The 25,425-nt window shown below is 68.9% G+C and carries 26 protein-coding genes; 6 read left to right on the top strand and 20 right to left on the bottom strand.

Going from position 1 to position 25,425, the window contains the following annotated elements:
* Window positions 1-54: 54 nt before the first annotated feature.
* Complete coding sequence (locus AB663_RS10425; RefSeq protein WP_067198679.1) at window positions 55-720, top strand: YcnI family copper-binding membrane protein; 666 nt, start codon at window positions 55-57, stop codon at window positions 718-720.
* A 124-nt stretch (window positions 721-844) separates the two neighbouring features.
* Window positions 845-2,467 carry a Mur ligase family protein gene (locus AB663_RS10420; RefSeq protein ID WP_067198677.1) on the top strand — a complete coding sequence of 541 codons (1,623 nt, stop codon included), beginning with the start codon at window positions 845-847 and terminating at the stop codon, window positions 2,465-2,467.
* 45 nt (window positions 2,468-2,512) lie between these two features.
* On the opposite strand, the gene dxr is transcribed toward AB663_RS10420, so the two are convergent.
* Window positions 2,513-3,595, bottom strand: a complete 1,083-nt coding sequence (dxr, locus tag AB663_RS10415) for a 1-deoxy-D-xylulose-5-phosphate reductoisomerase (protein WP_067198675.1) — start codon at window positions 3,593-3,595, stop codon at window positions 2,513-2,515.
* 36 nt (window positions 3,596-3,631) lie between these two features.
* Window positions 3,632-4,621: an FKBP-type peptidyl-prolyl cis-trans isomerase gene (locus AB663_RS10410; protein ID WP_067198673.1), complete on the bottom strand. Its 990-nt coding sequence runs from the start codon at window positions 4,619-4,621 to the stop codon at window positions 3,632-3,634.
* 124 nt (window positions 4,622-4,745) lie between these two features.
* Here AB663_RS10410 and AB663_RS10405 point away from each other — a divergent pair, with 124 nt between their 5' ends.
* A complete protein-coding gene (locus AB663_RS10405) occupies window positions 4,746-5,525 on the top strand; it encodes a lysophospholipid acyltransferase family protein (RefSeq protein WP_067198671.1) in 780 nt (259 codons plus the stop codon).
* Between the two features lie 5 nt (window positions 5,526-5,530).
* Here AB663_RS10405 and AB663_RS10400 read toward each other — a convergent pair whose 3' ends face one another.
* On the bottom strand, window positions 5,531-6,016 hold the full coding sequence (locus tag AB663_RS10400) for an OsmC family protein (RefSeq protein ID WP_067198669.1): 486 nt from the start codon (window positions 6,014-6,016) through the stop codon (window positions 5,531-5,533).
* Between the two features lie 94 nt (window positions 6,017-6,110).
* Here AB663_RS10400 and AB663_RS10395 point away from each other — a divergent pair, with 94 nt between their 5' ends.
* On the top strand, window positions 6,111-7,106 hold the full coding sequence (locus tag AB663_RS10395; RefSeq protein WP_067198667.1) for an asparaginase: 996 nt from the start codon (window positions 6,111-6,113) through the stop codon (window positions 7,104-7,106).
* Window positions 7,107-7,112: 6 nt separating this feature from the next.
* On the opposite strand, the gene AB663_RS10390 is transcribed toward AB663_RS10395, so the two are convergent.
* From AB663_RS10390 to prmC, 16 genes are all read right to left on the bottom strand, one after another.
* Window positions 7,113-9,857, bottom strand: coding sequence for an FtsK/SpoIIIE domain-containing protein (locus AB663_RS10390; protein ID WP_067198664.1), 2,745 nt, complete (start codon window positions 9,855-9,857; stop codon window positions 7,113-7,115).
* A gap of 77 nt (window positions 9,858-9,934) precedes the next feature.
* Window positions 9,935-10,723 carry a PP2C family protein-serine/threonine phosphatase gene (locus AB663_RS10385; RefSeq protein ID WP_067198662.1) on the bottom strand — a complete coding sequence of 263 codons (789 nt, stop codon included), beginning with the start codon at window positions 10,721-10,723 and terminating at the stop codon, window positions 9,935-9,937.
* A 208-nt stretch (window positions 10,724-10,931) separates the two neighbouring features.
* On the bottom strand, window positions 10,932-11,564 hold the full coding sequence (locus tag AB663_RS10380; RefSeq protein WP_067198660.1) for a DUF4870 domain-containing protein: 633 nt from the start codon (window positions 11,562-11,564) through the stop codon (window positions 10,932-10,934).
* Between the two features lie 114 nt (window positions 11,565-11,678).
* On the bottom strand, window positions 11,679-12,425 hold the full coding sequence (locus tag AB663_RS10375; protein ID WP_067198657.1) for a YaaA family protein: 747 nt from the start codon (window positions 12,423-12,425) through the stop codon (window positions 11,679-11,681).
* A 79-nt stretch (window positions 12,426-12,504) separates the two neighbouring features.
* Entirely contained in the window at window positions 12,505-12,765 is a 261-nt protein-coding gene (locus AB663_RS10370; protein WP_067198655.1) for a F0F1 ATP synthase subunit epsilon, read from the bottom strand.
* Between the two features lie 2 nt (window positions 12,766-12,767).
* The gene (atpD, locus tag AB663_RS10365) at window positions 12,768-14,222 is read right to left on the bottom strand and encodes a F0F1 ATP synthase subunit beta (RefSeq protein WP_067198653.1); all 1,455 of its coding nucleotides are present in this window, start codon (window positions 14,220-14,222) and stop codon (window positions 12,768-12,770) included.
* Window positions 14,223-14,244: 22 nt separating this feature from the next.
* Window positions 14,245-15,144: a F0F1 ATP synthase subunit gamma gene (locus tag AB663_RS10360; RefSeq protein WP_067198650.1), complete on the bottom strand. Its 900-nt coding sequence runs from the start codon at window positions 15,142-15,144 to the stop codon at window positions 14,245-14,247.
* 19 nt (window positions 15,145-15,163) lie between these two features.
* The gene (gene atpA / locus AB663_RS10355) at window positions 15,164-16,804 is read right to left on the bottom strand and encodes a F0F1 ATP synthase subunit alpha (protein ID WP_067198648.1); all 1,641 of its coding nucleotides are present in this window, start codon (window positions 16,802-16,804) and stop codon (window positions 15,164-15,166) included.
* 48 nt (window positions 16,805-16,852) lie between these two features.
* Window positions 16,853-17,641 carry a F0F1 ATP synthase subunit delta gene (locus AB663_RS10350; protein WP_067198646.1) on the bottom strand — a complete coding sequence of 263 codons (789 nt, stop codon included), beginning with the start codon at window positions 17,639-17,641 and terminating at the stop codon, window positions 16,853-16,855.
* Entirely contained in the window at window positions 17,641-18,195 is a 555-nt protein-coding gene (locus AB663_RS10345; RefSeq protein ID WP_067198643.1) for a F0F1 ATP synthase subunit B, read from the bottom strand. The genes AB663_RS10350 and AB663_RS10345 overlap by 1 nt, the downstream gene beginning before the upstream one ends.
* 27 nt (window positions 18,196-18,222) lie before the next feature.
* Window positions 18,223-18,459 carry an ATP synthase F0 subunit C gene (gene atpE / locus AB663_RS10340; protein ID WP_067198640.1) on the bottom strand — a complete coding sequence of 79 codons (237 nt, stop codon included), beginning with the start codon at window positions 18,457-18,459 and terminating at the stop codon, window positions 18,223-18,225.
* Between the two features lie 43 nt (window positions 18,460-18,502).
* The gene (gene atpB, locus AB663_RS10335; protein WP_232304690.1) at window positions 18,503-19,309 is read right to left on the bottom strand and encodes a F0F1 ATP synthase subunit A; all 807 of its coding nucleotides are present in this window, start codon (window positions 19,307-19,309) and stop codon (window positions 18,503-18,505) included.
* Between the two features lie 123 nt (window positions 19,310-19,432).
* Window positions 19,433-19,951, bottom strand: coding sequence for a hypothetical protein (locus AB663_RS10330; RefSeq protein ID WP_067198638.1), 519 nt, complete (start codon window positions 19,949-19,951; stop codon window positions 19,433-19,435).
* On the bottom strand, window positions 19,951-21,120 hold the full coding sequence (locus AB663_RS10325; protein WP_067198636.1) for a glycosyltransferase family 4 protein: 1,170 nt from the start codon (window positions 21,118-21,120) through the stop codon (window positions 19,951-19,953). The genes AB663_RS10330 and AB663_RS10325 overlap by 1 nt, the downstream gene beginning before the upstream one ends.
* On the bottom strand, window positions 21,117-21,818 hold the full coding sequence (locus AB663_RS10320) for an L-threonylcarbamoyladenylate synthase (RefSeq protein WP_067198634.1): 702 nt from the start codon (window positions 21,816-21,818) through the stop codon (window positions 21,117-21,119). The genes AB663_RS10325 and AB663_RS10320 overlap by 4 nt, the downstream gene beginning before the upstream one ends.
* Before the next feature lie 47 nt (window positions 21,819-21,865).
* A complete protein-coding gene (prmC, locus tag AB663_RS10315) occupies window positions 21,866-22,726 on the bottom strand; it encodes a peptide chain release factor N(5)-glutamine methyltransferase (protein WP_067198632.1) in 861 nt (286 codons plus the stop codon).
* Between the two features lie 102 nt (window positions 22,727-22,828).
* Between prmC and cysK the strand changes: the two genes are divergently transcribed.
* Window positions 22,829-23,767 (top strand): cysteine synthase A, encoded by a 939-nt coding sequence (cysK, locus tag AB663_RS10310; RefSeq protein WP_067198630.1) that lies wholly within the window; start codon window positions 22,829-22,831, stop codon window positions 23,765-23,767.
* 7 nt (window positions 23,768-23,774) lie between these two features.
* Entirely contained in the window at window positions 23,775-24,344 is a 570-nt protein-coding gene (epsC, locus tag AB663_RS10305; RefSeq protein WP_067198627.1) for a serine O-acetyltransferase EpsC, read from the top strand.
* 1 nt (window position 24,345) lies between these two features.
* Here epsC and prfA read toward each other — a convergent pair whose 3' ends face one another.
* Window positions 24,346-25,425, bottom strand: a complete 1,080-nt coding sequence (gene prfA / locus AB663_RS10300; RefSeq protein ID WP_067198624.1) for a peptide chain release factor 1 — start codon at window positions 25,423-25,425, stop codon at window positions 24,346-24,348.

Genomic DNA, 25,425 nt, shown 5'->3' with positions numbered 1-25,425 from the left:
GCGCGCGTTTCAGCGCGCCCGCATCAGGCACACATCACCGACAGGAGTATCACCATGCGTTCTCTGCGCACCCCTCTCACCGCTGCCGTCCTCACCGGCGCAGCCCTCGCCATCGCCGTCCCCGCATCGGCCAGCGCACACGTCACCGTCAGCCCCGACGAGCTGGCGGCCGGGGACCACGGCGTCCTCACCTTCGCATTCTCCCACGGCTGCGAGACGTCACCGACCACGTCGCTGCGCATCACGATCCCCGACGGGCTCGCCTCGGTCGCCCCCACGATGGACGGTGACTGGTCGATCGACGTCGAGCGCGGCGCGGACGGGCTGGTGAGCGCCGTCACGTACACGGCCCTCACACCCGTACCCATCGACCTCCGAGGTGCCGTCAGCATGTCGGTCGGCCTGGACGAGGACACCCCCGACACGCTCGTCTTCCCGGTCGTGCAGACCTGCGTCGAGGGCAGTACGGAGTGGACGCAGGTCGCTGAGAAGGGCGAGGACCCGCACAGCCTCGACGCGCCGGCCCCGGTCGTGACCGTGAACGCGTCTTCGGACGACGCAGGACACGCGGCTCATGGTGCGGAGACGTCGGCGGGTGCTGCTTCGGATGAGGCCGCTGCCGCTCCCGACGCGGCCGGGATGCTGCTCGGAGCGGGTGGGCTGGTCGCCGGCGTCGCGGCGTTGATCGTCGCGCTGGTCGCCCTGCGACGCCGCGTGTGATGCCTGCGCCGTGGCCCCGGCATCCGTTCGGGGTCGCGGCGCGGCAGCACCGAGTGCCGGCGCGCCGGAGCGGCGACGGCGCCACGCGGTGATCCGTGCGCCGTCGTGAGAACATGGACGAGACATGTCGATTGAACAACAACCGAGCTTGCCTCCCGTGCTCCGCCCCGCGAACCCGCCCAGGCGCGAGCTGTCCGAACTGGCCTCCCGATTCGCCCGTGCCGTGCGCGGCGACCTCGACGGCGTCGCCGTCACGGGCATCACCCTCGCCACCGCCGATCTGCGTGCGGGCGAGGCGTTCGTCGCGATCCAGGGCGTGAACCGCCACGGAGCGGAGTTCGCCCAGACCGCCGCAGACAAGGGCGCCGTCGCGATCATCACGGATGAGGCGGGAGCAGACGTCGCGGCATCGACGGGTCTCCCCATCGTCGTCGTCGACGACCCGCGGGGAGTGCTCGGCGCGCTGAGCGCGTGGGTGTACGGCACGGGTGCGGACGATCCGCTGCCGCTGCTCTTCGGGACGACAGGGACCAACGGCAAGACGAGCGTCTCGCACCTCCTCGCGGGCGTCCTCGAACAGCTCGGCGTCGTGACGGGTCTGTCATCGACGGCGGAGCGTCACATCGCCGGCGAGGTCATCGTCTCGCGCCTCACGACGCCGGAGGCATCCGAGATGCACGCGCTGCTCGCCCTGATGCGCGAGCGTGATGTCGAGGCCGTGGCGGTGGAGGTCAGCGCTCAGGCGCTGTCCCGGCACCGCGTGGACGGCATCGTCTTCGATGTCGCGGGCTTCACGAACCTCAGCCACGACCACCTCGACGACTACGCCGACATGGAGGAGTACTTCGAGGCCAAGCTCCCGCTGTTCCAGCCCGACCGCGCCCGGCGCGGGGTCGTCTGTCTGGACTCGCCGGCGGGGGCGCACGTCGTCGAGCGTGCGGGCATCCCCGTGGTCACGGTTGGCACCCCCGCCATCGCCGTCGATCCGGATGCCGCCGCACGCGCCGATTGGGTCGTGAGCATCGACGACGAGCGGGCCACGGGCACCACGTTCACGCTGTCGGGACCCGCCGGCGCGCTCACCACCACTGTCCCCGTGATCGGACCGCATATGGCGGCCAACGCGGGCCTCGCCATCGTCATGCTCCTCGAAGGCGGCTACGCGTGGGAGCGGATCGTCGCGGCCCTCACCCGCGACGGGGGCATCAAGGCCTCCCTTCCCGGCCGTACACAGCTGGTCTCCGGCGACACCGGCCCCGCCGTCTTCGTGGACTTCGGCCACTCCCCCGACGCGTTCGAGAAGACCCTCGCGGCCGTGCGCCGCGTCACGCCAGGTCGGGTCCTCATGCTCTTCGGCGCCGATGGCGACAGGGACACGACGAAGCGGTTCGACATGGCGCGGACGGCCGTGGAAGGAAGCGACATCCTCGTCATCACCGACCACCACCCGCGATTCGAAGACCCCGACGCGATCAGGGCGACGCTCGTCGAGGGCGCCCGCCGTGCGCGCCCGGATGCCGAGATCTACGAGTTCTCGCCGCCCGAACGTGCGATCGTCGAGGCGGTCGCACTCGTCGGAGAGGGTGACGCCATCCTGTGGGCCGGCCCCGGGCACCAGGACTACCGGGACATCCGTGGCGTCCGCACCCCCTACTCGGCCCGCGAGCTCGCGCGTCGAGCGCTCAAGGCGGCCGGATGGCCCGTCCCGGACTCCCGCTGGCCGGTGCCGTACGCCGACGAGGACTGATCCCCTCGCCCGCACATCACGAGTGGCCCGCCGGCCGACATGTGGTCACAAGGCGGAGATGAGGCGGTCGGCTTCGCGCCGCGCCCACGCTTCTGCCTCCGCCAACGAGGCAACGGTGAGCGTGGACGGCGGCTCGTGGGCGTCGACCACGCGAGCGATGGTGTCGACAATGCCCAGGAAGGGGAGGCGGCCCTCGTGGAACGCATCGACGGCCTGCTCGTTGGCCGCGTTGTACACGGCCGGGAAGGTCGTGCCTGCGCGCCCGACGGCTTTGGCGAGTGCGACCGCCGGGAAGGCCTCGTCGTCGAGCGGCTCGAAGCTCCACGACGTGGCCGTCGACCAGTCCAGCGGGGCCCCTACGCCACCGACGCGGTTCGGCCAATCCAGCGCCAGCGAGATCGGGAGCCGCATGTCGGGCGGCGACGCCTGAGCGATGGTGGACCCGTCGATGAACTCCACCATGGAGTGCACGATCGACTGCGGATGCACCACCACATCGATGTCGTCGTAGTCGACGTCGAAGAGGTGGTGTGCCTCGATCACCTCGAGCCCCTTGTTCACGAGGGTCGCGGAGTTCGTGGTGACGACCCGGCCCATGTTCCAGGTGGGGTGCGCAAGGGCCTGCTGCGACGTGACGTCTGCCATCTCCGACCGGGAGCGTCCGCGGAAAGGGCCTCCGGATGCGGTGACGACGAGCCGGCGGACTTCGGAGTGCGTGCCGCTGCGCAGAGCCTGGGCGAGCGCGGAGTGCTCGGAGTCGACCGGAACGATCTGATCGGGCGCTGCGGCGTCGAGCACGAGCTCGCCGCCGACGATGAGCGACTCCTTGTTCGCCAGCGCGAGCGTGCGGCCGGCTTTCAGAGCGGCGAGCGTGGCGCCCAAGCCGATCGAGCCCGTGATCGCGTTGAGGACGACATCGGCATCGACGTCGCGGACGAGCTGCTCCGCCTCGGCAGCACCGAGTGCCGTGTCCTCGACGTGGAACTGATCCGCCTGCTCGCCCAAGAGCTCGGCGTTGGACCCTGCGGCGAGTCCGACGAGCTCGAACCGCCGTGGGTTCGCGCGGATGACGTCGAGCGCCTGAGTGCCGATGGAGCCGGTCGAGCCGAGGACGATGATGCGACGCATGCCGCCAGCCTATGACACCGCCCCGGCTGCCCTGGCCTACTGCGCCGGCTGCTCGAGGGGCGTGGTCGCGAGGATGTCGACGACGAAGACGAGCGATTCCTTCTGCAGCTCGTGGCCCTCCGACGCGCCGTAGGCGTCAGCCGGCGGCATCTCGACGACGACCTGCGAACCGACCTTCTGCCCCTCGAGAGCCGTCTTGAAGCCGGTGACGACCTGGGTCGTCTGGAACTGGGAGGGCGCGCCGCGCGACCAGCTCGAATCGAACTCGCTGCCGTCCGACCACTTCACGCCGCGGTACTGCACCGTCACGAGATCGCCGGATGCGACGACCGGACCGTCGCCCTCCTTGAGCACGGCGACCTTCGTCTCGGTCGGCGCGTCGCCGTCAGGGATGGTGATCGTCGGTGCGCCCTCGTCGTCGAGCTCGACCTCGGGCATGCCCTCCGTCGCCGCGACGGCCTTGCCGGACGCGGTCAGCGGAAGCTCGTCGATCGTCTCGACGTAGAGCACGGAGGCATGCTGCGAGCCGTCTTCCGACCCGGGCATCGTCAGCACCACGCTCGATCCGACCGGAAGGCACTCTGCCGCGACCGTGAACGCGGGCGACTGCGTCGGATCGACCATCGCCTGCTGCGGCTGCTCCGCGGGCAACAGGGCAGGCAGCACGCCGTCCTCGCCGCGTTCCGACGTGCTCAGTACCTCATTCGTCACCGCGTCGACGAGCTGGTATCGGAGAGACACCAGATCGCCCGGTTTGACCTCGACGCCGGAGCCCTCGGAGAGCACGGTGCGCTTCGCCTCGGTGATCTCGGTGCCTGCCGGCACCGTGATCTTCGCATCGGCGCCGCTGCCCTCGACCGAGACGGCGTCCGAGGCGGCATCCGACGTCAGATCGAGGATGCAGGAGGCCTCGGCGGCCGGCGTCTCCGTGCTCGTCGCCTCGGGCGCCGGGGTGCCCGAGCACCCGGCGAGGAGCAGGGTCGCCGCAGCGACGGTGGACAGGGTGATGAGCGGACGCGTGCGCACAGAGAACCTCGATGATCGCGGGCGGGACACCCCATCATCTCCCATCTGCCTTGGCCTGTGCTGGGAGGCGCGGCGCTGCACGTGCATTCCGACAGGGGAATGCACCCGGGAGTAGCCTGTTCGAATGACCTCTGAGCAGTCCGCGGAGCCCGTATCCTCGCCCGCAGAGGCGCCCCGGCCCCGACACGCCGGACTCACATACGCCCTCGGCCGCACGCTCATCAGCCCGCTGGCCCGCATGCTCTACCGGCCGCGCATCGAAGGACGCGAGAACGTCCCCCGAGAGGGCGCTGTCATCTTCGCGAGCAACCACCTCTCGTTCATCGATTCGGTCGCGATCCCCGTGGCGGCTCCCCGTCCGGTGCACTTCCTCGCCAAGTCGAGCTACTTCGAGGGCACGGGCTTCTCCGGCTGGGCGAGCAAGACGTTCTTCGAAGCGATCGGCGCCATCCCGGTGCGCCGAGGCGCCGGTCAGGCCGCGCTCGACGCCCTCGACCTGCAGCGCCAGCTGCTCGACGACGGACTCGCGGTCGCACTGTACCCCGAGGGCACCCGTTCGCTTGACGGGCGGCTCTACAAGGGACGCACGGGGGTGGCGTTCCTCGCACTCCAGACCGGCGCGCCGGTCGTGCCCGTCGGGCTCATCGGCACGGACAAGGTGATGCCGGTCGGCGCGAAGATGCCAACGATGCGCGAGCGCGTGACCGTGCGATTCGGGCGCCCGCTCGATCTCACGCCGCTCGGCCCCGCGACGAGCGGCCGCGCGCGCCGACAGGCCACCGACGAGATCATGGCTGCCATCCACGCGCTCTCCGGGCAGGAGCTGGCGGGGACCTACAACGAGGCTCCCCCGCAGAACACGCTGGAGAAGATCAAGAAGGCCCTGCCGCACGAACGGCGCTGACCCGCTCAGTCGGCGGCGATCACGGTCGCTTCGTGCCGCACCGGGAAGTTCATCGAATTCGCGATGAAGCACCATTCGTTGGCCTGCTGATGGGCGCGTTCCGCTGCCTCGATCATCGAAGTGTCGGCCACGACCACGTGCGGGCGCAGGACGACCTCGACGAAGGAGCCTCCGCCTTTACCGTCTTCGCGCATGAGACCGGATGCGGTGTCGCGGTAGCCGACCACGACCACGCCCGCCACGACGCACGCGTGGAGGTACGACAACAGGTGGCACTCCGACAGGGAGGCCAAGAGCAGGTCTTCGGGGTTCCATCGCGACGGGTCGCCGCGGAACGGCTTGTCGGACGAGGCGAGGATCTCGGGCTTGCCCTCGACCTCGAGGGTGACGTCGCGGCGGTAGTCGCGGTAGCCGCTCGTACCCGTCCCCGTGTTGCCGGCCCAGGTGGCTGTGAGCGCGTAACGGTGTTCTCCGAGGGGATGAGCTGCCATCCCCCCAGTCTGCCAGCGGCCTCGGACAGCGAGCCCGTCCGCCGTCGCGCGCACCTGTCCGAAGGCTCCTACACGGCGGCGATAGTCTTGATGGGTGCCGGAGACACTCACTGTTCAGGATGCCGTCGAACTCGCCGTCGTCGAGAGGAGCGGATTCGTCGAGTCCCGCCACGCGGGTGCCGCCGTCGTGCTCTCCGCGGACGGCGAGGTGGTCGCTCGGCACGGCGCCACGGACGCGCTCATCCTTCCCCGCTCGAGCCTGAAGCCGCTTCAGGCCGTCGCCTGCATCACGGCGGGCGCACCGCTGGAAGGAGTCCAGCTGGCTCTCTCGACGGCGAGCCACGTGGGCACCGACCGGCACGCGGCCGTCGTGCGCGACGTGCTCACCGAGGGCGGGCTCACCGAGGACGATCTGGGCTGCCCGCCCGCGTGGCCCGGCGACACGGCGACGCGCGACGATCTCGTTCGCGAACACGGCGCGCCCGCGCGGATCCGCATGAACTGCTCCGGAAAGCACGCCGCCATGCTCCGTGCCTGCACGGCGACGGGATGGGCCACCGCCGGGTACCTCGCCCCCGCGCATCCGCTGCAGACGCACATCCGCGACGTCGTCGAGCGGCTGACGGGTGAGAAGGTCGCTCACACGTCGGTCGACGGGTGCGGCGCTCCCGTTCACGCGGTCACGCTCACCGGTCTCGCGCGCGCCATCCATCGCATCGGAAGCGCTTCGGAGCGCTCTCCGTTCGCACTGCACAGGGTCGCCGGTTCGCTCGTGCGGGCCGTGCGTGAGAACCCGTGGACGATCGAGGGCCCCGGACGCCCCGACACCGTCGCTATCGAGAAGCTCGGCGTCTTCGCCAAGGGCGGCGCTGAAGGCGTGATGGTGATGGTCGCGCCGAACGGCACGACCACCGCTCTCAAGATGCTCGACGGCGGCGCTCGGGCGTCGACCATCGTGGCAGCCACCCTCCTCGCCCGCGCAGGTGCGCTCAGTGAGGACGTCGTCACGGAACTCGACGCCTCGCTGGGCCTCTCCGTCGTCGGAGGCGGACAAGAGGTGGGGCGCGTCCGGGTCTCGCCCGCCCTCTGAGCCCGGTCACCCTCCACCGACGAGCGCAGGGATCACCACACGGGTGATACCCGCATCCGCCGTGAGCGACCACGCGCGGCCCGCGTGCGTTCGCGCATAGGGAGGGGTTTCCCGTACTCCGCCGAGCTGTCGGAGCTCTGCTGCGCACTCCGCGCGGATCAGCGCCTCTCCCGTGTCGCGCACCCGCTGCCAGAGCGCCCAGTTGCGCTGCCAGGTGTCGGCCTCTGCGACGAGCAGGACCGGTCTGTCGCCGCGCACCGGGGCTTCGGGCGCGACCGGCCTGACTTCGCATTCGGGGTACGCCTGCGCCAGTCGATGCACCACCGCCTGGGCCGCGGGAGTCACGAGCGCAGAGACGTCGGCGCGGGGGGCCCACGGAGCAGGATCCATAGCGAGCGTCGGGGCGGGAACCTCCTGCTCGCCCACCCAGGCGAGCTGTACCTCACGTCCGCCGAACAGCGCCCGCCCCGGTCGGCGGTCAGAGTCGAACCCTGACGCCTCTCCGCCCGCTGCGACGTGCTCGACGCGACTCGGCATGCGCAGGAGCGCTCGCGCAGGCAGGAGGTCGAGAATGCGGCCGGCGGGACCTGTGCAGCGTGCGGCCGTCAGCACGAACGTCGTACCGGCGGCGCTGCGCACCAGGTGCTCCCACCGATGGGCCAACACCTGCGCGAATTCCGGCGGGAGCTGCGCCAACTGCGCATCCAGGTCATCGCAGAGCACGAGTGCGGGCGCGTCGCGCTTCCCCTCCGCGATCGCGTGCAGCGCATCCCAGGCGGCCTCGCCGTCGTGAGGCATCCAGAGGGCGTCAGGGCGCTGCGCCGCGATCGCACGCAGGAGCGAGGTCCGCCCCGTGCCTGGTGCCCCCAGGACGACGAGCCCCCGCTGCTGCCCCACGAGGAGGATCTCTTCGGGTTGCTGCTGCCGCTCGGGAACATCGGCTCGTCCGAGCACCACGGCATCGCCTCCCCGATGAGCGTGCAGCTCACGAAGGGCGATCACGTGCGGCAACGGCGCCAGCCACGGGCTCGCCGCGGGTTCGGCCGTCGCCCACCTCGCCGCGATGAGGCGAAGGTCACCCGGGCTGGTCAGCGCCACCCGCATCGCGCACGGCCCGGCGTCCTGCGGACGACGGACGAGCGCGAGGCCGCGGGAGGGTGCGCCGCCGGCGAGTTCCGCCGCCGCATCGGTGCCCAGCATCAACCGACTCTCCGAGGCCTCGGCGACGCGCAGGCTCACGCGAAGCGGGCAGTTGGCCGCGAGCGCATCTCTGATCACACCTGACGCACGCTGCGTTCCGAGGATGAGGTGCATTCCCAGGGCGCGCCCGCGCGCCGCGATGTCAGTGAAGACCGCAGCGAGGTCCGGGTGCTCTTGCACGAGGGCTGCGAACTCGTCGACGACGATGACGAGCCGCGACAGACCGGCGGAGCCCACGTCGCGTGCTCCGGCGGAGGCGAGTGCGGATTCCCGACGACGCAGCTCCGCCGTCAGGCTCGACACCCCTCTCCTGGCGCCGGCGTCATCCAGGTCGGTGATCACCGCGGCGACCTGAGGGAGAGCCCGCAGCGGTTCGAAGGCCGTACCGCCTTTGAAGTCGGCGAGCACGAAGCTGACCTCGGACGGACCGTGCGTCGCCGCGATCGCGGACACCCACGACACGAGCAGCTCACTCTTGCCCGTCCCGGTGGTCCCGGTCACGATGGCATGGGGACCGTCTTCGACGATGTCGAGGACGACGTCGTCGCTCTCACCCCGCCCCAGCGCAGCCGGGAGTCCCGCATCCGACGTCGGCTGGGAGAGATCGGCCAGCGCGATGGAATCGGGAAGGGCCGGGGACTCGGCCCCTGCGGCCGCCGAGGCCGCGATGCCGCACGCCTGGTCGAACGACACCCCCTCGGCCTCCACGCGGAGCACCGTCGACGGTGTCCGGAGCTCTGCGCGCCGCGGCTCCGTGACATCGAGCACGGTCGTGACGCCATCGGGCACGTCTTCGTCGAGGCCCGCGAAGCAGATCACCGCATCTGCATCCCGCACGCCCTCGCTCGCCGATCCGATCCGGACCCTCAGTCCCCCGTGACGCGCCGCGGAGACGTGCGGGAAGCCGTCGAGGCCGAGCGCCGCGAGCGCGTCCCTCTCCCCTGTGAGCGCGAGCTGCGCCGGACTGAACCGAAGGCACAGCTGCGCAGCGAGCGCTCGGACCACGGCTGCCCTGACGGGTGCGGCTCCACGCACGCACACTCCCCCACCCAGGGGCACGGTGACCGGCGCGTCCGTGAGCGTTCCGCATCGTTCCTGGAACTCCCGCGCCCGCGTGCTGTCCGCACCCGTGGCGCGCACCGTGCTGGGACGGTCTCCGCTGCCCACGACGATGACGACGTCGCGGTCCAGAGGTTCAGCGCTGCGCAGCGGCGGTTCTGCGAGGCACCCTGCCACGTCCGGGAAACGCCGCCTCTGCCGTTCCCTCTCGTCTGCGTGCCTGCGCCGCAGATCGTCTTCGGCCTGCGCCCAGGCCGCGTCGTGCTCGGAGCGCGCCCGGGTGCGGGCCACTCGGCGCACGCGAGCTCCGTCGATCAGGGAGGCGCAGACCATCACCGGCCCCAGCGCGGAGAAGCAGAGAGCGAGGAGCGCCCCGGTGACGAGCCACAGGATGACTCCCGCGACGACCGGCACCAGCGCTGCCATGAACGGAACGGGTGGGCGTTTCGGCTCGACGGGTTCGGCGGGGAGGACGATCGGGAGAGAATCCATGCCCCCTAGTCGAGCTCATCGGCGAAGCAGCCAGAGCGCTCTCCACAACCGGCCGCCACGATCCGGCAGAATTCGAGTTACTCGCCGGATGTGGAGGACGAGTCGTCGTCGACCTGGACGACGATGAGGGTCACGTTGTCGCGTCCGCCGTTCTCCAGGGCCGCGGCGAGCATCGCCTGCACCGCCGCAGCCGGGTCGGCGTTCTCCCGCAGGAAGTGCTGGATCCCATAGTCGGTGAGCTCCTTGGTGAGCCCGTCCGAGCAGATCACGAAGCGATCGCCCGCCCGCAGGTCGATCGTGACGTAGTCGGGAGCGTTCAGCTCGCTGGCCCCGACCGCCCGCGTGATGACGTTGCTGTAGGGGTGCCCCTCAGCCTCCTCCGGGCTGAGCTTGCCCGCCGTGATGAGCTCTTGCACCACCGAGTGATCGGTCGTCACCTGCACGAGGCGGTCTTCCCGCAGGAGATAGACGCGCGAGTCGCCGATGTTGAGCGATACCCAGTGCGGCTCTCCGTCTGCGAACTCGAGGAAGATGCCCGTGAGCGTGGTGCCCGTACCCTCGTCGGTGGTGTCCGGGTGCTCTGCGATGTCGTTGACGGCGAGTTCCAGGGCGCTCTCGATCGCACCACGCTCGACGGTTCCGGTGGCGACGACGGCCTGCAGACGCTTGACCGTGCTCTGGCTGGCGATCTCGCCACCCGCGTGTCCGCCCATGCCGTCGGCGACCACGAAGAGCGGATACTCCGCGTAGAAGTCGTCCTGGTTGGTCTCGCGTCGGCGTCCGACATCGGTCGTCCCTGCCCACGAGAGCTGCAGCCGCCGGTCGCCGACCGCGACGCTATAGGTCTTCGTCGTCGTCTCAGCCACGTACTGCCTCCGAATTGCCTGCGGCGAGTCGTGGGGCCTCAGGATACACACACATCGTAGTGGACTCGGCGCGGAGACCGGACGCGCCGATCGGGCGCAGCGACGTGAGCATGACTCCACGTTATCGAATCAACGTCATCGCCTGCGGCGGTTTCCCGGGAACGACGAAGGGCTCCCGGCCGTGGACCGGGAACCCTTCGATACGACGTTACTTGACCCAGGCCGGGGCGAGGTAGAACTTGCCCTCCTGCCCCGATGCCAGCTGCGTCGGCACATTGACCGCATGGATGATTCCGATGACGATCTGCCCGATCCACAGCACGAAGTACAGGATCGCACCGATGCCGAACGTCACGACGCTGAGGATGCCGACCGCGGCGTAGGCGATGACGACGATGATCTGGTAGTTCAGGTTCGCCGCGTTGGCCCGCTGATAGTTGGGAGCGACCTTGTCCTTCTCGACCAGGTAGAAGATCAGGGCGGGAAGCCAGCTGAAGAACACCGAGAGCCACAGGTTCAGCGTGATGTTGCTCTGCACGGGCGCGCCGTATCCGGGCTGAGCGCCGTACGGAGCACCTGCGGGAGCACCGTAGCCGGGCTGGCCGTAACCGGGGGCACCCGGAGCGGGCTGGCCGTAACCTGCGGGCTGGCCGTAGGCCGGAGCACCCTGCGGAGGCTGGCCGTATGCGGGAGCGCCCTGCGCGGGCGGAGTCGGAGCACCGGTCGGAGGCTGCGCCCCGGCGGGCTGGGCGGGCGGTGCAGGCGGTGCCGGCGGCACGTTCGCCGCGCCGGTCAGATCACCGTTGTTCGGGTCTGCGGGACCGGTTGCATCGTTCGACATGGAATGTCCTTCCTTGTGTGGCCCGTCATGGGCCGGAGCAAGCACTACTCTCCCATATGACCAGAACGGTGGCAACGACCCGGGCGGGGAGAATTCCCCATCCGTCATGCGGCGTCATCCGGCGACGACCAGCTCCACGATGCCAGGCGAATCCGTGACCCTGACCGTAAGACTCCGCGACTCCGCCCACGCCAGGAACGCCCGGAGCGACCCGACGCGCGGTCGGTCCTCGGCCAGGGCACGCACGAGAAGACCCTTCGACTTCTTGTTGAAGTGGTTGAGCGCTCTCCCCTGCTCGGTCACGACCCGTACGTACACGGTGGCCAGGGATGCCGGTACCGGGCCGAGCGCGACATATGCCTCGCTGCGAAGGTCCAGCACGAACGACGGACGGACCTGGGCGATCGCGGATGACGTCGCGTCGGCCCAGTGCCGTCGGAGCGGGGCGACGCCAGGCAGCGCCGTCCCCGCCGCGAGACGGTAGACGGGGATGCCGTCCAGCGCACCGACCGGCCCGAAGGGCGCCGAGTGGATCCAGACGTGCGCGCCCAGCCAGCGACGAGCCTGCGTGGAAAGGGAGGCGGCATCCAGCGCGTCGAAGAGCACCCCGGTGTACCGGTCGACTGCGGGCATGGTCGGGGCCGACAGCAGAGCGCTGTTATGGGCGATGTCCTCCACCTGCCGGTCGCTGAGCTTGAGCACGCGCCGTGCAGCGTCCTCGTCACGGGAGAGGTCGATCAGAGCCTCGATGGCCTGCCGCCGGTGATCGCGCAGCGATGGCAGGTCGAGCGCGTCCAGATCGATCGGCGCCCCATCGCCGCCGGGGCGCTTCGTCTCGGACGGCGGGAGAAGGACCTTCATGACACCTCGCAGACGCAGACGTCCGCCTCGCGGATCCGGGCGAGGCCCGGTCCCGCGAGGCGGACGTGAGAAGGGTTGATCAGGCGATGAGCGCCGCGTTGCCTGCGACGATCGTCAGGACATCGCCCTCCATCGAGAGGAATCCGTCCTGCGCGTTCGCGAGCACCTTGGTGCCATCGGCCTGGGTGATCCGAACCTGCCCCTCGGCGAGGATGGCCAGCACCGGCTCATGGCCGGACATGAAGCCGATCTCGCCCTCGACGGTCTTGGCGACCACGAGGTTCGCCTCTCCCGTCCAGACCTCCGCCTCAGCGGAGACGAGGCTGACGTGCAGCGCCATGGTCAGCCGTTCTCCTTCTGGATCTTCGCCCACGCCTCTTCGACATCGGAGATGCCGCCGACGTTGAAGAACGCCTGCTCTGCGACGTGGTCGAAGTCACCGCGGCAGATCGCGTCGAACGACTCGATGGTCTCCTTGAGCGGAACCGTCGATCCCTCGACACCCGTGAACTTCTTCGCCATGTAGGTGTTCTGCGAGAGGAACTGCTGGATGCGACGGGCACGCGCCACGACGATCTTGTCTTCCTCGGAGAGCTCATCGACACCGAGGATGGCGATGATCTCCTGCAGCTCCTTGTTCTTCTGGAGGATCTGCTTGACCGTGGTGGCGACGCGGTAGTGGTCCTCGCCCAGGTAGCGGGGGTCCATGATGCGCGACGTCGAGGTCAGCGGGTCGATGGCCGGGTACAGACCCTTCGACGCGATCTCGCGCGAGAGCTCCGTGGTGGCGTCCAGGTGGGCGAAGGTCGTCGCCGGAGCCGGGTCGGTGTAGTCGTCGGCCGGCACGTAGATCGCCTGCAGCGAGGTGATCGAGTGACCGCGGGTCGAGGTGATGCGCTCCTGCAGGAGGCCCATCTCGTCGGCGAGGTTCGGCTGGTAGCCCACAGCCGAGGGCATGCGGCCCAGCAGCGTGGAGACCTCGGAACCGGCCTGCGTGAAGCGGAAGATGTTGTCGATGAAGAGCAGCACGTCCTGCTTCTGCACGTCACGGAAGTACTCCGCCATCGTGAGGGCCGACAGCGCGACGCGCAGACGCGTCCCCGGCGGCTCGTCCATCTGACCGAACACGAGGGCCGTCTTGTCGAAGACGCCGGCGTCCTCCATCTCGTGGATGAGGTCGTTGCCCTCACGGGTGCGCTCACCGACACCGGCGAACACCGACACGCCACCGTGGTCCTGCGCGACGCGCTGGATCATCTCCTGGATGAGCACGGTCTTGCCGACGCCGGCACCGCCGAACAGACCGATCTTTCCACCCTGCACGTACGGCGTGAGCAGGTCGATCGACTTGATGCCCGTCTCGAACATGGTGGTCTTCGACTCGAGCTGGTCGAAGTTCGGCGCCTTGCGGTGGATCGGCCAGCGCTCCGTCACCTGAAGGGTCTCGCCCGGCTCGGCGTTGAGCACCTCGCCGATGACGTTGAAGACCTTGCCCTTGGTGATGTCGCCGACGGGAACCGTGATCGGCTCACCCGTGTCGCGCACCTCCTGGCCGCGCACGATGCCGTCGGTCGGCTTCAGGGCGATGGCGCGGACGAGGTCGTCACCGAGGTGCTGCGCGACCTCGAGCGTGATCTCGGTCGACTCGTCGCCGATCGAGATCGTGGTCTTCAGCGCGTTGTAGATGTCGGGGATCGAGTCATGCGGGAACTCGATGTCGACAACCGGACCGTTGACGCGTGCGACGCGCCCGACGACCGCGGTCGCCGGCTTGTCAGCCGTGGCGGTGGTGGTCATTTGTTCGTCTCTTTCCTGATGTCTATTTGCTCGAGGCGAGGGCGTCGGCGCCGCCGACGATCTCCGCGATCTGCTGCGTGATCTCCGCCTGACGCGCGTTGTTGCGCAGGCGCGTGTAATCGGTGATGAGCTTGTCGGCGTTGTCGCTGGCCGACTTCATCGCCTTCTGCGTCGCCGCCTGCTTGGCGGCGGCCGACTGCAGGAGAGCGTTGAAGACGCGGCTCTGGATGTAGACCGGGAGGATCGCGTCCAGCACCGTCTCGGCATCCGGCTCGAACTCGTAGAGCGGGTAGACCGTGCTGCCCGCCTCCGAGTCGTCGGCCTCCGCGATCTCCAGCGGGAGCAGGCGCACCGATTCGGGCTCCTGCGTCATCATGCTGACGAAGCGGTTGAAGACGAGATGGATCTCGTCGACCCCGCCGGCCTCGCCACCCCGCGCGAACGCCTCGAGCAGCGTGGCCGAGATCTCCTCTGCCGTGTGGAAGGACGGGGTGTCGGTGTCACCGGTCCACTCCGCCGCCGCGGACAGCCCACGGAACTGGAAGTAGCCGACCGCCTTGCGACCGATCAGGTAGAACACCGGCTCCTTGCCCTGCTCCCGGAGGAGCTCCGCCACCTCGAGACCCTCACGGAGGATCTGCGAGTTGAAGGCTCCGGCGAGGCCGCGGTCGGACGAGAAGATCACGACCGCGGAGCGGCGGATCGTCTCGGGCTCACGCGTGAGCGGGTGGTCGACGTTCGAGTGCGTCGCGACGGCGGACACGGCCCTCGTCACGGCTCGCGCGAAGGGGGTGGACGCCTTGACGCGTGCCATCGCCTTCTGGATGCGCGAAGCCGCGATGAGTTCCATCGCCTTCGTGATCTTCTTGGTCGTCTGAGCAGAAGAGATCTTCTGCTTGTAGACCCTGAGTTGAGCGCCCATGAATCAGTACCTCACGCGATTACGCGCGACGACCCTTGACGATCTTCTCCTGGTTGACGTCCTCAGCCTCGGCTGCGGCGTGCTCCTCGTGGCCGGGTGCGCCGATGGCGTGTCCCTTGCCGCCCTGGAACTCCAGGATGAAGGCGTCCGTGTGCTTCTCGAGCTCGGCGACCGTGTCGTCGTCGAGGACGTTCGTCTCGCGCAGCGTGTCGAGCACCTTCGTGTTGCGACGCAGGTAGTCGAGCAGCTCGCGCTCGAAGCGCAGCACATCCTCGACCTCGATGGAGTCGAGCTTGCCGTTCGTGCCGGCCCAGATCGAGACGACCTGCTCCTCGACGGGGTACGGCGAGTACTGCGGCTGCTTGAGCAGCTCGGTCAGACGTGCACCGCGCGACAGCTGACGGCGCGACGCCTGGTCGAGGTCGGAGGCGAACATCGCGAAGGCCTCGAGCGAGCGGTACTGCGCGAGCTCGAGCTTCAAGGTTCCGGACACCTTCTTGATGGACTTGACCTGAGCGTCACCACCGACTCGCGAGACCGAGATGCCCACGTCGACCGCCGGACGCTGGTTGGCGTTGAAGAGGTCGGACTGGAGGAAGATCTGGCCGTCGGTGATCGAGATCACGTTGGTCGGGATGTACGCCGAGACGTCGTTCGCCTTGGTCTCGATGATCGGGAGACCCGTCATCGAGCCGGCGCCGAGCTCGTCGGACAGCTTCGCGCACCGCTCGAGCAGACGCGAGTGCAGGTAGAAGACGTCACCGGGGTACGCCTCACGGCCCGGCGGACGACGCAGCAGCAGCGAGACGGCGCGGTAGGCCTCGGCCTGCTTCGACAGGTCGTCGAAGATGATGAGGACGTGCTTGCCGCCGTACATCCAGTGCTGGCCGATGGCCGACCCCGTGTAGGGGGCGAGGTACTTGAAGCCCGCGGGGTCGGATGCCGGAGCAGCGACGATCGTGGTGTACTCCAGAGCGCCTGCCTCTTCGAGCGCGCCCTTCACCGAGGCGATGGTCGAGCCCTTCTGGCCGATCGCGACGTAGATGCAGCGGACCTGCTTGTTGACGTCGCCCGACTCCCAGTTGGCCTTCTGGTTGATGATCGTGTCGATCGCGATGGCCGTCTTGCCGGTCTGGCGGTCGCCGATGATGAGCTGACGCTGGCCGCGGCCGACGGGGATCATCGCGTCGATGGCCTTGATGCCGGTCTGCATCGGCTCGTGCACCGACTTGCGCTGCATGACGCCGGGCGCCTGCAGCTCGAGCTCACGGACGCCCTCTGTGGCGATCGGGCCGAGGCCGTCGATCGGGTTGCCGAGCGGGTCGACCACGCGACCGAGGTAGCCGTCGCCCACGGGGACCGAGAGGACCTCGCCCGTGCGGGTGACTTCCTGTCCGGCCTCGATGTTGGTGAAGTCACCGAGGACGACGACGCCGATCTCGTGCTCGTCGAGATTCAGCGCGAGACCCTTGGTGCCGTCCTCGAACGTGACGAGCTCGTTCGCCATGACGCCGGGCAGTCCCTCGACGTGCGCGATGCCATCAGCGGCGTCGATGACGGTGCCGACCTCGGTCGCCGCAGCCCCGGTGGGCTCGTAGGCGGCGGCGAAGTCCTTCAGCGCGTCACGGATGACGTCGGGGCTGATCGATAGTTCTGCCATTGTCTTCCCTTTGTATCTGGGTGCGCGGTCTCCCGCGCGAAGTTCGTGTTAGCCCGCGAGCTTCTGGCGAAGATCGGCGAGACGGGCGGAGATGCTGCCGTCGATCACGTCATCCGCGATCTGCACGCGCAGACCACCGACGACCGCGGGGTCGATGACCACGTTCAGGGTGACCGTGCCGCCGTAACGGCGCGAGAGCGCGTCGCTGAGCCGGGTGCGCTGCGCGTCGCTGAGCGCGGTCGCCGTGTGCACCGTGGCGACGAGGCGATCGCGCTGGCTGGACACGATGCGGATCGCACGGGTCAGCAGCTGACGCACGCGACGCTCGCGTGGCTGACGCACGAGCGATGACACGATCAGTGCCGTCGCGGCGCTCACACCGCCGGCGAGGAGACGCTCGACCAGCGCGGCCTTGGCGTCCTCTCCCCCGAGCCGGCTGCCGAGCGCCAGCTCGAGCTCCGAGTTGGCCGCGATCACGCGGGAGAATCCGAACAGCTCGCCCTCGACATCGGCATCCGGCTCCGCGATCGCGGCGGCGCGGATCGCGAGTTCCTCGATGCCGTCGACGAGATCGTCAGCGGAGGACCACCGCTCGGCGACCGCCGTCCTCACGATGTCCTGCGTGTTCTGGGAGAACCCGCCGAACACGGCGCCGACGACGTTCTGCCGCGCCGCCAGCGTGGCCGAGGGGTCGGCGAGCGCGCCGCTCAGCTGGGACGATTCGCCCACGGCGCGCGCGGCGGCGAAGAGCTCCCGCGCAGTGTCGAGGCTCACGCCCGACGCCGCGGCAAGCGCCTGAGCGGATGCCGCGAGTGCCTGAGTGGTCGCGCTGCCCATTACTTGGCCGCCTTCTCGGATGCCTCGAGGTCCGCGAGGAAGCGGTCGACGACGGCCGTCGCGCGGGCGTCGTCGGTCAACGTCTCGCCGACCACGCCGCCGGCGAGGTCGAGAGCCAGCGAACCGACCTCCGAACGCAGCGAGACGAGTGCCGCCTGGCGCTCCGCCTCGATCTGCGTGTGGGCAGTCGCCGTGATGCGCGCAGCCTCAGCGGCTGCGGCGTCCTTGGCCTCTGCGACGATCTTCTTACCGTCCTCACGGGCGGCCTCGCGGATCTCGCCCGCCTCCGTGCGCGCCTCGGCGAGCTGACGGGTGTACTCCTCGAGCGCGGCCTCCGCCTGCTTCTGAGCCTCGTCGGCCTTGGCGATGTTCCCCTCGATGGCGGCGGACCGCTCATCGAGCATCTTCGTGAGCCGGGGAAGGGCGATCTTCCACACGACGATGAGGATGACGAGGAACCACAGCGCCGACCAGATGATGTCGTACCACGCGGGGATCAGCGGGTTGTGCGCTTCACCTTCTGCCGCGAGGTTCGTGACAAGAGCGTTCAGCATCCTGTCTCCTTCAGAAGTCGGTGCGGATTACGGGAAGGGGATGAATCCGACGGCGATGCCGACGAACGCAAGCGCCTCGGTGAAGGCGATACCGATCCACATGAGGACCTGGAGACGGCCGGCCAGCTCGGGCTGACGGGCGACGCCTTCGATCGTCTTGCCGACGACGATGCCCACACCGATGGCCGGGCCGATGGCTGCGAGACCGTAGCCGACCGCCGCGAGGTGGCCGTTGATGTCAGCGAGAACCGTAGTTGCGTCCACGGGTTTTTCCTTTCGTTGGGTGGGACGGCAGTTGCCGACCCGCTCAGTGCTCTTCTGCGACCGCGAGCTGGATGTAGACCGCGGTGAGGACGGTGAAGACGTAGGCCTGGAGAACAGCGACCAGCACCTCGAACACGGTGAAGGCGCCGCCGAAGGCGAGGGTTCCGACACCGAGGGCAGCCCAGCCGCCGCCCGCGGTGAAGAAGAAGAACTGGGTGGCCGAGAAGCACAGCACCAGCAGCATGTGGCCGACGACCATGTTCATCATGAGTCGCAGCATGAGGGTGACGGGACGGATGAGGAACGTCGAGATGAACTCGATCGGGGTCACGATGAAGTACACCGGCCACGGCACGCCCGACGGGAACAGTGCGTTCTTGAAGAAGCCGCCGGGGCTCTTCTTGATGCCGGCGTAGATGAAGGTCACATAGCTGATCACTGCGAGCAGCAGCGGGACGGCGGCGATGCTCGTGCCGGCGATGTTCAGGAACGGGATGATTCCGGTGATGTTCATGAACAGCACCATGAAGAAGATCGTGGTGAGGATCGGCAGGAAGCGGTCGCCGTCCTTGCGTCCGAGCAGGTCGTGCGCGATGCCGTTGCGCACGAATCCGAGCCCCATCTCGACGACGCTCTGGAAGCGTCCTGGCACGATCGTCATGCGCCGGGTGCCGAGCACGAGGATCAGCACGATGGCGACCACCGAGATGAACTGGACGAGGTGGATCCGGTGGACGGGGATCCCCGCGATGTTGAAGAGGATCTCCGGGAAGAACTCGTCGATCGAAGGTCCGTGGAACTCGCCATCACTGGCGAGTCGTGGCGTCAGGGTCGCAGCAAGATTAAACAGCGCGGGCTCCAGCTTCGGGGCACCGGTCAGAACCGGGGCGACGATGGTCGGTGTGCTTCACAGCGCAAGCGCTCGCGGACGAGCGGCGGGCACGGTTCAACCCTATCAGAATATGAGGGTCTCCTAAGACGCGTCGCTCCCCCCCGAGCGGTGCGGAGGAGTACGATTCTCCGCCCCGGGGGCGACGTCCTCTGGGGCTTCGGCGGGGAGCGAGGTGTCGCTCACGTGCGGCAGCCGCATGCGCATGAGCACGAGCACGTCGATCACGAGCGACATGAGCACACCCGCCACGATCGACAGGAAGAACACCATCGGCTCGATCCACGGCTGCCCGCGGAGCACGATCATCACGACGACGAACACCCCGAGCTTGAGCAGCCAGCCGCCGAGCACGATCGCGAAGAACAGCTGCACGTAGAGCGGGTCGCCGTACCAGCGATTCGCGATGAGGATGCTGAGTCCCGTGATCGCGAGGAAGAGAGCTGCCAGGACGACGCCCAGCAGTCCGCTGATCAGACCTGAGCCCTGAGCGACGAGGAAGCCGATGCCGCCGGCGACGACGGCGAGCACAGCGGCGGCCACCCCCGACCAGATGAGGGTGCGCCGCAGGATGGGCGTGCTGGAAACGGGACTCGGGCTCATCAGGACTCCACGGGTTTCTGATCGGAAGCGCCACCCGTCGCCGGTGTGCCGCGGCGGGTGGGGTTGAGGGTGATCACCAGGCATGCGGCGATCCCGACGACGCCGAAGAGCACGCCGGGCAGGTACTGCCCCGGCCAGTCCTCGCGCGCGCCGACGTACATCAGCAGCACGGCGAGTGAGATGACGGCCGTCCATGCGTAGAAGATCAGCACGGCATCGCGATCCCGGTGGCCGAGGTCGAGCATCCGGTGATGCAGGTGCTTGCGGTCGGGAGAGAACGGTGACTTGCCCGCGCTCATGCGACGGAGGACGGCGAGACCGAAGTCCAGCAGCGGCAGGAGCACGACGAGCAGCGGCAGAAGGATCGGGATGAACGCGCCGAGCAGACCCGACCGGCCGATGCGCTGAGGATCGATCACCGAGGGATCGAGCTGGCCGGTCAGCGAGATCGCCGACGTCGCCATGAGCAGCCCCATCACGAGAGCGCCGGAGTCGCCCATGAACAGCTTCGCGGGACTCCAGTTCAGCGGAAGGAATCCGAGGCAGGCGCCGATCAGCACCGCCGCGAGGAACGTCGACAGGTTGAAGAAGCTCGAGGCCCCGCTGTCCCTCGTGACGATGTACGAATAGGCGAAGAAGACGCCGTTCGAGATCAGGCAGACACCGGCCACCAGCCCGTCGAGCCCGTCGATGAAGTTGACGGCGTTCATCACGATCACGATCGCGAACATGGTCATCGTGATGCTCAACCAGCTGGAGAACACGAGCATGTCGCCGAACGGCAGCGAGAGGATCTGCAGCCCTCCCCCGATGGTGATGATCCCTGCTGCGAGGAACTGCGCCCCCAGCTTGATCATCCAGTCCAGGTCCCACAGATCGTCGACGACGCCGATCACGGCGATCAGCAGCGCCGCCGCCAGGATCGCCCACATCGTGCGCGGAGGCGTCCACATCGTCGCGAAGAACGGGTTCACCGCCGACACACCGATCGCGGTGGCGATGCCGAGGAAGATCGCCACGCCGCCGAGACGCGGCGTCGGTGTGGTGTGCACATCGCGTTCCCGGATGCCGGGATAGAGCTTGTAGCGGAGGCTCAGCCTCCAGACCGCCCACGTCAGCGCGAACGTGATCACGGCGGTGAGGATGATCGTGAAGAGGTACTGCTTCACGAATCTCCGTCCTCGGACCGCTCGTCGGGCTCGAGCAGGTCTCCGAGGACCTCGCGCAGCTGCGCCCGCGACACGGCGCCGTCGCGCAGGACCCGCACCGCACCCTGCCCTGGTTCGGCGCCGCGGCTCACGAGCGAGGTCGCATCGACGATGGTCGACGCGACACCGTCACGGCTCATGCCGTCGGCGAGGTACACCGCGACGCTGTCGCCCAGCATGCGCTCGGCATCGTACGCCGACACCGCAGCCTCCTTGCCGGTCAGGTTCGCGCTCGACACCGCCAAGGGCCCCGTCTCGGCCAAGAGCTCGAGCACCACCCGGCCCTCCGGCATGCGGACGGCGACGGTCCCCTTCGTCTCGCCGAGGTCCCACACGAGGGAAGGCTGCGCAGGAAGCACGATGGTGAGTCCGCCCGGCCAGAAGGCCTCGACGAGGCGTTCGACCGGTTCCGGCACGCTCTCCGCCAGCGCGGCGAGCGTCTCCTTCGAGCCGATCAGCACGGGCGGGGGCTGATTGCGGCCCCGCCCCTTCGCATCGAGGAGCTTCTGCACCGCGGCCGGAGAGAACGCGTCGGCCGCGACGCCGTAGACGGTGTCGGTGGGGATGACGACGAGCTCGCCGCGGCTGATCGCCTGGCGGGCGTGGCGCATGCCGGCGAGCAGCTGAGCGTCGTCGCCGCAATCGAAGATGGAGGACATGTCGGATCGATCTTACCGGGGAGGCCTGAGGGGTTGACGAGCATCCGTCACGGCCGCAGAGCCGTCGTCGCCCTGTCCCGCGCCGTGAGGTCGCGATGTGTAGCGGCGGCGCGCCAGCCGTCCGCCTGGAGGATGTCGCGGATCTGCTCCCCCTGCAGCTCGCCGTGCTCGAGGACGAGCATCCCGCCGGGACGCAGCAGCTCCAGCGCCCTGGCGCTGATCACGCGGACGATGTCGAGCCCGTCCTCCCCGCCGTAGAGGGCCATCGCAGGGTCGAACAGCCGGACCTCGGGGTCGCGCGGAACCGCGGCATCCGGCACGTACGGCGGGTTGGAGACGACGACGGACGCCGTGCCGGCGAGGTCGCCGAACGCCGTGCGGAGGTCTTCGTTGACCAGTGTCAGATTCGCGACGCCCGCGGTGTTCCGCGCGGCCCATGTGAAGGCCTCGGGCGAGAGCTCGGTCGCGTAGATGCACGCATGCGGCACCTCGGTCGCCATCGCGAGCGCGATCGCCCCGCTCCCGGTGCCGAGATCGATGCCGATCGGCTCGGGCTCCGAGGCGCTCGCGAGTGCATCGATCGCGTACTGCACGACGGTCTCCGTCTCCGGACGCGGCACGAACACGCCGGGACCCACCTTCAGCTCGAGGTGGCGGAAGGGCGCGATGCCCGTGATGTGCTGCAGCGGCTCCCTGCCCGCTCGGCGCTCGGTCAGCGCGCGGAGCGAGCTCGCGTCGCGGTCGTCGATCGCATCGCCGCGGACCACGGCGGCTTGCACGGCACCGCGGGTGAGACCGAGCACATGCCCGGCGAGGAGTTCGGCGTCGACGACGGGGTCGGGAACCCCTGCGGCCGCCAGGCGTTCGGCGGCGGCGCGGAGGAGCGCCGCGAGGGACTGATCGGGCATGCGTTCCAGCGTAGAGTGCAACCAGGTGTCACAAAGGCCGGAGCGGGATACTGCTCCCCTAGGCTGGTGCCCGCAGTCACCTCGCTCAGGAAAGGCTTCTCCATGCCCGGCATCCACTCCGACATCACCACCGCCTTCGGAAACACGCCCCTCGTCCGCCTGAACCACCTCACCGAGGGTCTGGACGCCACCGTGCTCGTGAAGGTCGAGTCGTACAACCCGGCGTCGAGCGTCAAAGACCGCATCGGCATCGCCATCGTCAACGCAGCAGAGGCCTCCGGCGAGCTGAAGCCCGGCGGCACGATCGTCGAGGCGACGAGCGGCAACACGGGGATCGCCCTCGCGATGGTCGGTGCGGCGCGGGGGTACAAGGTGATCCTCACGATGCCCGCCTCGATGTCGAAGGAGCGCCGGGTGCTGCTGAAGGCCTTCGGCGCCGAACTCGTGCTCACCGACCCGACCAAGGGCATGAAGGGCGCGATCGAGGCCCTCCAGGAGATCATCGAGAAGACGCCTGGCGCAGTCTGGGCGCGTCAGTTCGAGAACGCCGCGAACCCCCGGATCCACCGTGAGACCACGGCTCAGGAGATCCTCCGCGACACCGACGGCAAGGTCGACGTGTTCGTCGCCGGGATCGGCACCGGTGGCACGATCACCGGCACGGGCCAGGCTCTGAAGGAGGCGAACCCCGACGTCAAGGTCGTCGCCGTGGAGCCCAAGGACTCCCCCCTCCTCTCCGAGGGCCACCCCGGGCCTGCCAAGATCCAGGGCATCGGACCGAACTTCGTGCCGCCCATCCTCGACCGCGACGTGATCGACGAGATCATCACGGCTGAGTTCGACGAATCGCTCGCCACGGCGCGCGACCTCGCGGCCAAGGAGGGCTTGCTCGTCGGCATCTCCAGCGGCGCGGCAGTGGCGCAGGCGCTCAAGGTCGCCGCGCGCCCGGAGAGCGCAGGCAAGACCATCGTCGTCATCGCGCCGGACACGGGCGAGCGCTACCTCTCCACCGCCCTGTTCGAGGACCTCCGCGAGGACTGAACAGCACATGGGCATGATCGGTCGAATGCGCGAGGACATCGCGGCGGCGCGTCTGCGCGACCCCGCGGCGCGCACCGCGATCGAGGTGGCTCTGCTCTACCCCGGGCTGCACGCCATCTGGGCGCATCGGATCTGGCACGCACTCTGGCGACGGCGGTTCCGTCTGCTCGCCAGGGCGGGCTCGCAGATCACGCGCTGGCTCACCGGAATCGAGATCCATCCCGGAGCGACGATCGGCCGACGGTTCTTCATCGACCACGGGATGGGGGTGGTCATCGGGGAGACCGCCGAGGTGGGTGACGACGTGATGCTGTATCACGGCGTCACCCTCGGCGGTCGCACCCGGGACGCCGGCAAACGGCATCCGACCCTGGGCGACGGGGTCGCTGTGGGTGCCGGCGCCAAGATCCTCGGCCCCGTCACCATCGGCGCAGGTACGGTCATCGGCGCCAACGCGGTGGTCACCAAGGACGCCCCCGCTGACAGCGTGCTTGTCGGGATCCCCGCCAAACCACGGGCGCGCAGCGCCGGCGAGGACACACGGGCGCTGCTCACGGCACCCGAGTACTCGATCTGAGTCAGGACTCCGAGCCGAGGGCCGCGAGACGGGCCTCCTCGTCGGCGTGGATCGCCGACTCGATGATCGGATCCAGAGCTCCGTCCATCACCTGATCGAGGTTGTACGCCTTGTACCCCGTCCGGTGATCCGCGATGCGGTTCTCCGGGAAGTTGTATGTGCGGATGCGCTCCGAGCGGTCCATGCCGCGGATCTGTGAGCGCCGCGCATCCGACGCGGCCGCCTCGAGCTCTTCCTGCTGCTTCGCAAGGAGGCGTGCGCGGAGAACGCGCATGGCGGCCTCGCGGTTCTGCAGCTGGGACTTCTCGTTCTGCATCGACACGACGATCCCGGTCGGCACATGAGTGATGCGCACCGCCGAATCCGTCGTGTTGACGGACTGGCCGCCGGGGCCCGACGACCGGAAGACATCGATCTTCAGATCGTTCTGATCGATCTGGATCTCCTCGGGCTCGTCGACCTCGGGAAAAACGAGCACCCCTGTGGTCGACGTGTGGATGCGGCCCTGAGACTCGGTGGCGGGCACGCGCTGGACGCGGTGCACTCCCCCCTCGTACTTCAGGTGCGCCCACACGCCCTGTGCGGGGTCGCTGGACGAGCCCTTGATCGCGACCTGGACATCTTTGTAGCCGCCGAGGTCGGACTCGTTGCGCTCGAGGAGCTCGGTCTTCCACCCCTTCGACGCGGCGTACTGCATGTACATCCGCAGCAGGTCGGCGGCGAACAGCGCGCTCTCCGCGCCGCCTTCCCCTGCCTTGATCTCCATGATCACGTCGCGGGCGTCATCGGGGTCACGGGGAATGAGCAGCCGGCGCAGCCTCTCCTGCGCGGCCTGCAGACCCTCCTCCAGCGCGGGGACCTCGTCGGCGAACGCCGGGTCCTCGCGCGCGAGCTCACGTGCGGCGTCGAGATCGTCCGAGGCCGCGATCCAGGCGTCGTGCGCCGCAACGATGCGCGACAGCTCCGCGTAGCGCCGGTTGACGCGCTTGGCGCGCGCGGCGTCGGCGTGCACCGCCGGATCGGAGAGCTCCTCCTGGACCCGGCGATGCTCCTCGATCAGAGCCTGGACGGACTCGAACAC

The sequence above is a fragment of the Microbacterium sp. XT11 genome, assembly GCF_001513675.1.
GTDB lineage: Bacteria > Actinomycetota > Actinomycetes > Actinomycetales > Microbacteriaceae > Microbacterium.
The sequence above is the reverse complement of the archived record's forward strand: the minus strand, read 5'-3'. Positions and strand labels throughout refer to the sequence as shown.

Bases quoted from the DNA above. Each gene is read 5' to 3' on its own strand.
- AB663_RS10345 (WP_067198643.1), bottom strand. From the start codon at position 18,195: ATGCTGAACGCTCTTGTCACGAACCTCGCGGCAGAAGGTGAAGCGCAC.
- AB663_RS10330 (WP_067198638.1), bottom strand. From the start codon at position 19,951: ATGAGCCCGAGTCCCGTTTCCAGCACGCCCATCCTGCGGCGCACCCTC.
- cysK (WP_067198630.1), top strand. From the start codon at position 22,829: ATGCCCGGCATCCACTCCGACATCACCACCGCCTTCGGAAACACGCCC.
- atpD (WP_067198653.1), bottom strand. From the start codon at position 14,222: ATGACCACCACCGCCACGGCTGACAAGCCGGCGACCGCGGTCGTCGGG.
- AB663_RS10360 (WP_067198650.1), bottom strand. From the start codon at position 15,144: ATGGGCGCTCAACTCAGGGTCTACAAGCAGAAGATCTCTTCTGCTCAG.
- AB663_RS10350 (WP_067198646.1), bottom strand. From the start codon at position 17,641: ATGGGCAGCGCGACCACTCAGGCACTCGCGGCATCCGCTCAGGCGCTT.
- AB663_RS10390 (WP_067198664.1), bottom strand. From the start codon at position 9,857: ATGGATTCTCTCCCGATCGTCCTCCCCGCCGAACCCGTCGAGCCGAAA.
- AB663_RS10320 (WP_067198634.1), bottom strand. From the start codon at position 21,818: ATGTCCTCCATCTTCGATTGCGGCGACGACGCTCAGCTGCTCGCCGGC.
- prmC (WP_067198632.1), bottom strand. From the start codon at position 22,726: ATGCCCGATCAGTCCCTCGCGGCGCTCCTCCGCGCCGCCGCCGAACGC.
- AB663_RS10420 (WP_067198677.1), top strand. From the start codon at position 845: ATGTCGATTGAACAACAACCGAGCTTGCCTCCCGTGCTCCGCCCCGCG.
- AB663_RS10380 (WP_067198660.1), bottom strand. From the start codon at position 11,564: ATGTCGAACGATGCAACCGGTCCCGCAGACCCGAACAACGGTGATCTG.
- epsC (WP_067198627.1), top strand. From the start codon at position 23,775: ATGGGCATGATCGGTCGAATGCGCGAGGACATCGCGGCGGCGCGTCTG.
- AB663_RS10400 (WP_067198669.1), bottom strand. From the start codon at position 6,016: ATGGCAGCTCATCCCCTCGGAGAACACCGTTACGCGCTCACAGCCACC.
- AB663_RS10375 (WP_067198657.1), bottom strand. From the start codon at position 12,425: ATGAAGGTCCTTCTCCCGCCGTCCGAGACGAAGCGCCCCGGCGGCGAT.
- atpA (WP_067198648.1), bottom strand. From the start codon at position 16,804: ATGGCAGAACTATCGATCAGCCCCGACGTCATCCGTGACGCGCTGAAG.
- AB663_RS10370 (WP_067198655.1), bottom strand. From the start codon at position 12,765: ATGGCGCTGCACGTCAGCCTCGTCTCCGCTGAGGCGGAGGTCTGGACG.
- AB663_RS10405 (WP_067198671.1), top strand. From the start codon at position 4,746: ATGACCTCTGAGCAGTCCGCGGAGCCCGTATCCTCGCCCGCAGAGGCG.
- AB663_RS10425 (WP_067198679.1), top strand. From the start codon at position 55: ATGCGTTCTCTGCGCACCCCTCTCACCGCTGCCGTCCTCACCGGCGCA.
- dxr (WP_067198675.1), bottom strand. From the start codon at position 3,595: ATGCGTCGCATCATCGTCCTCGGCTCGACCGGCTCCATCGGCACTCAG.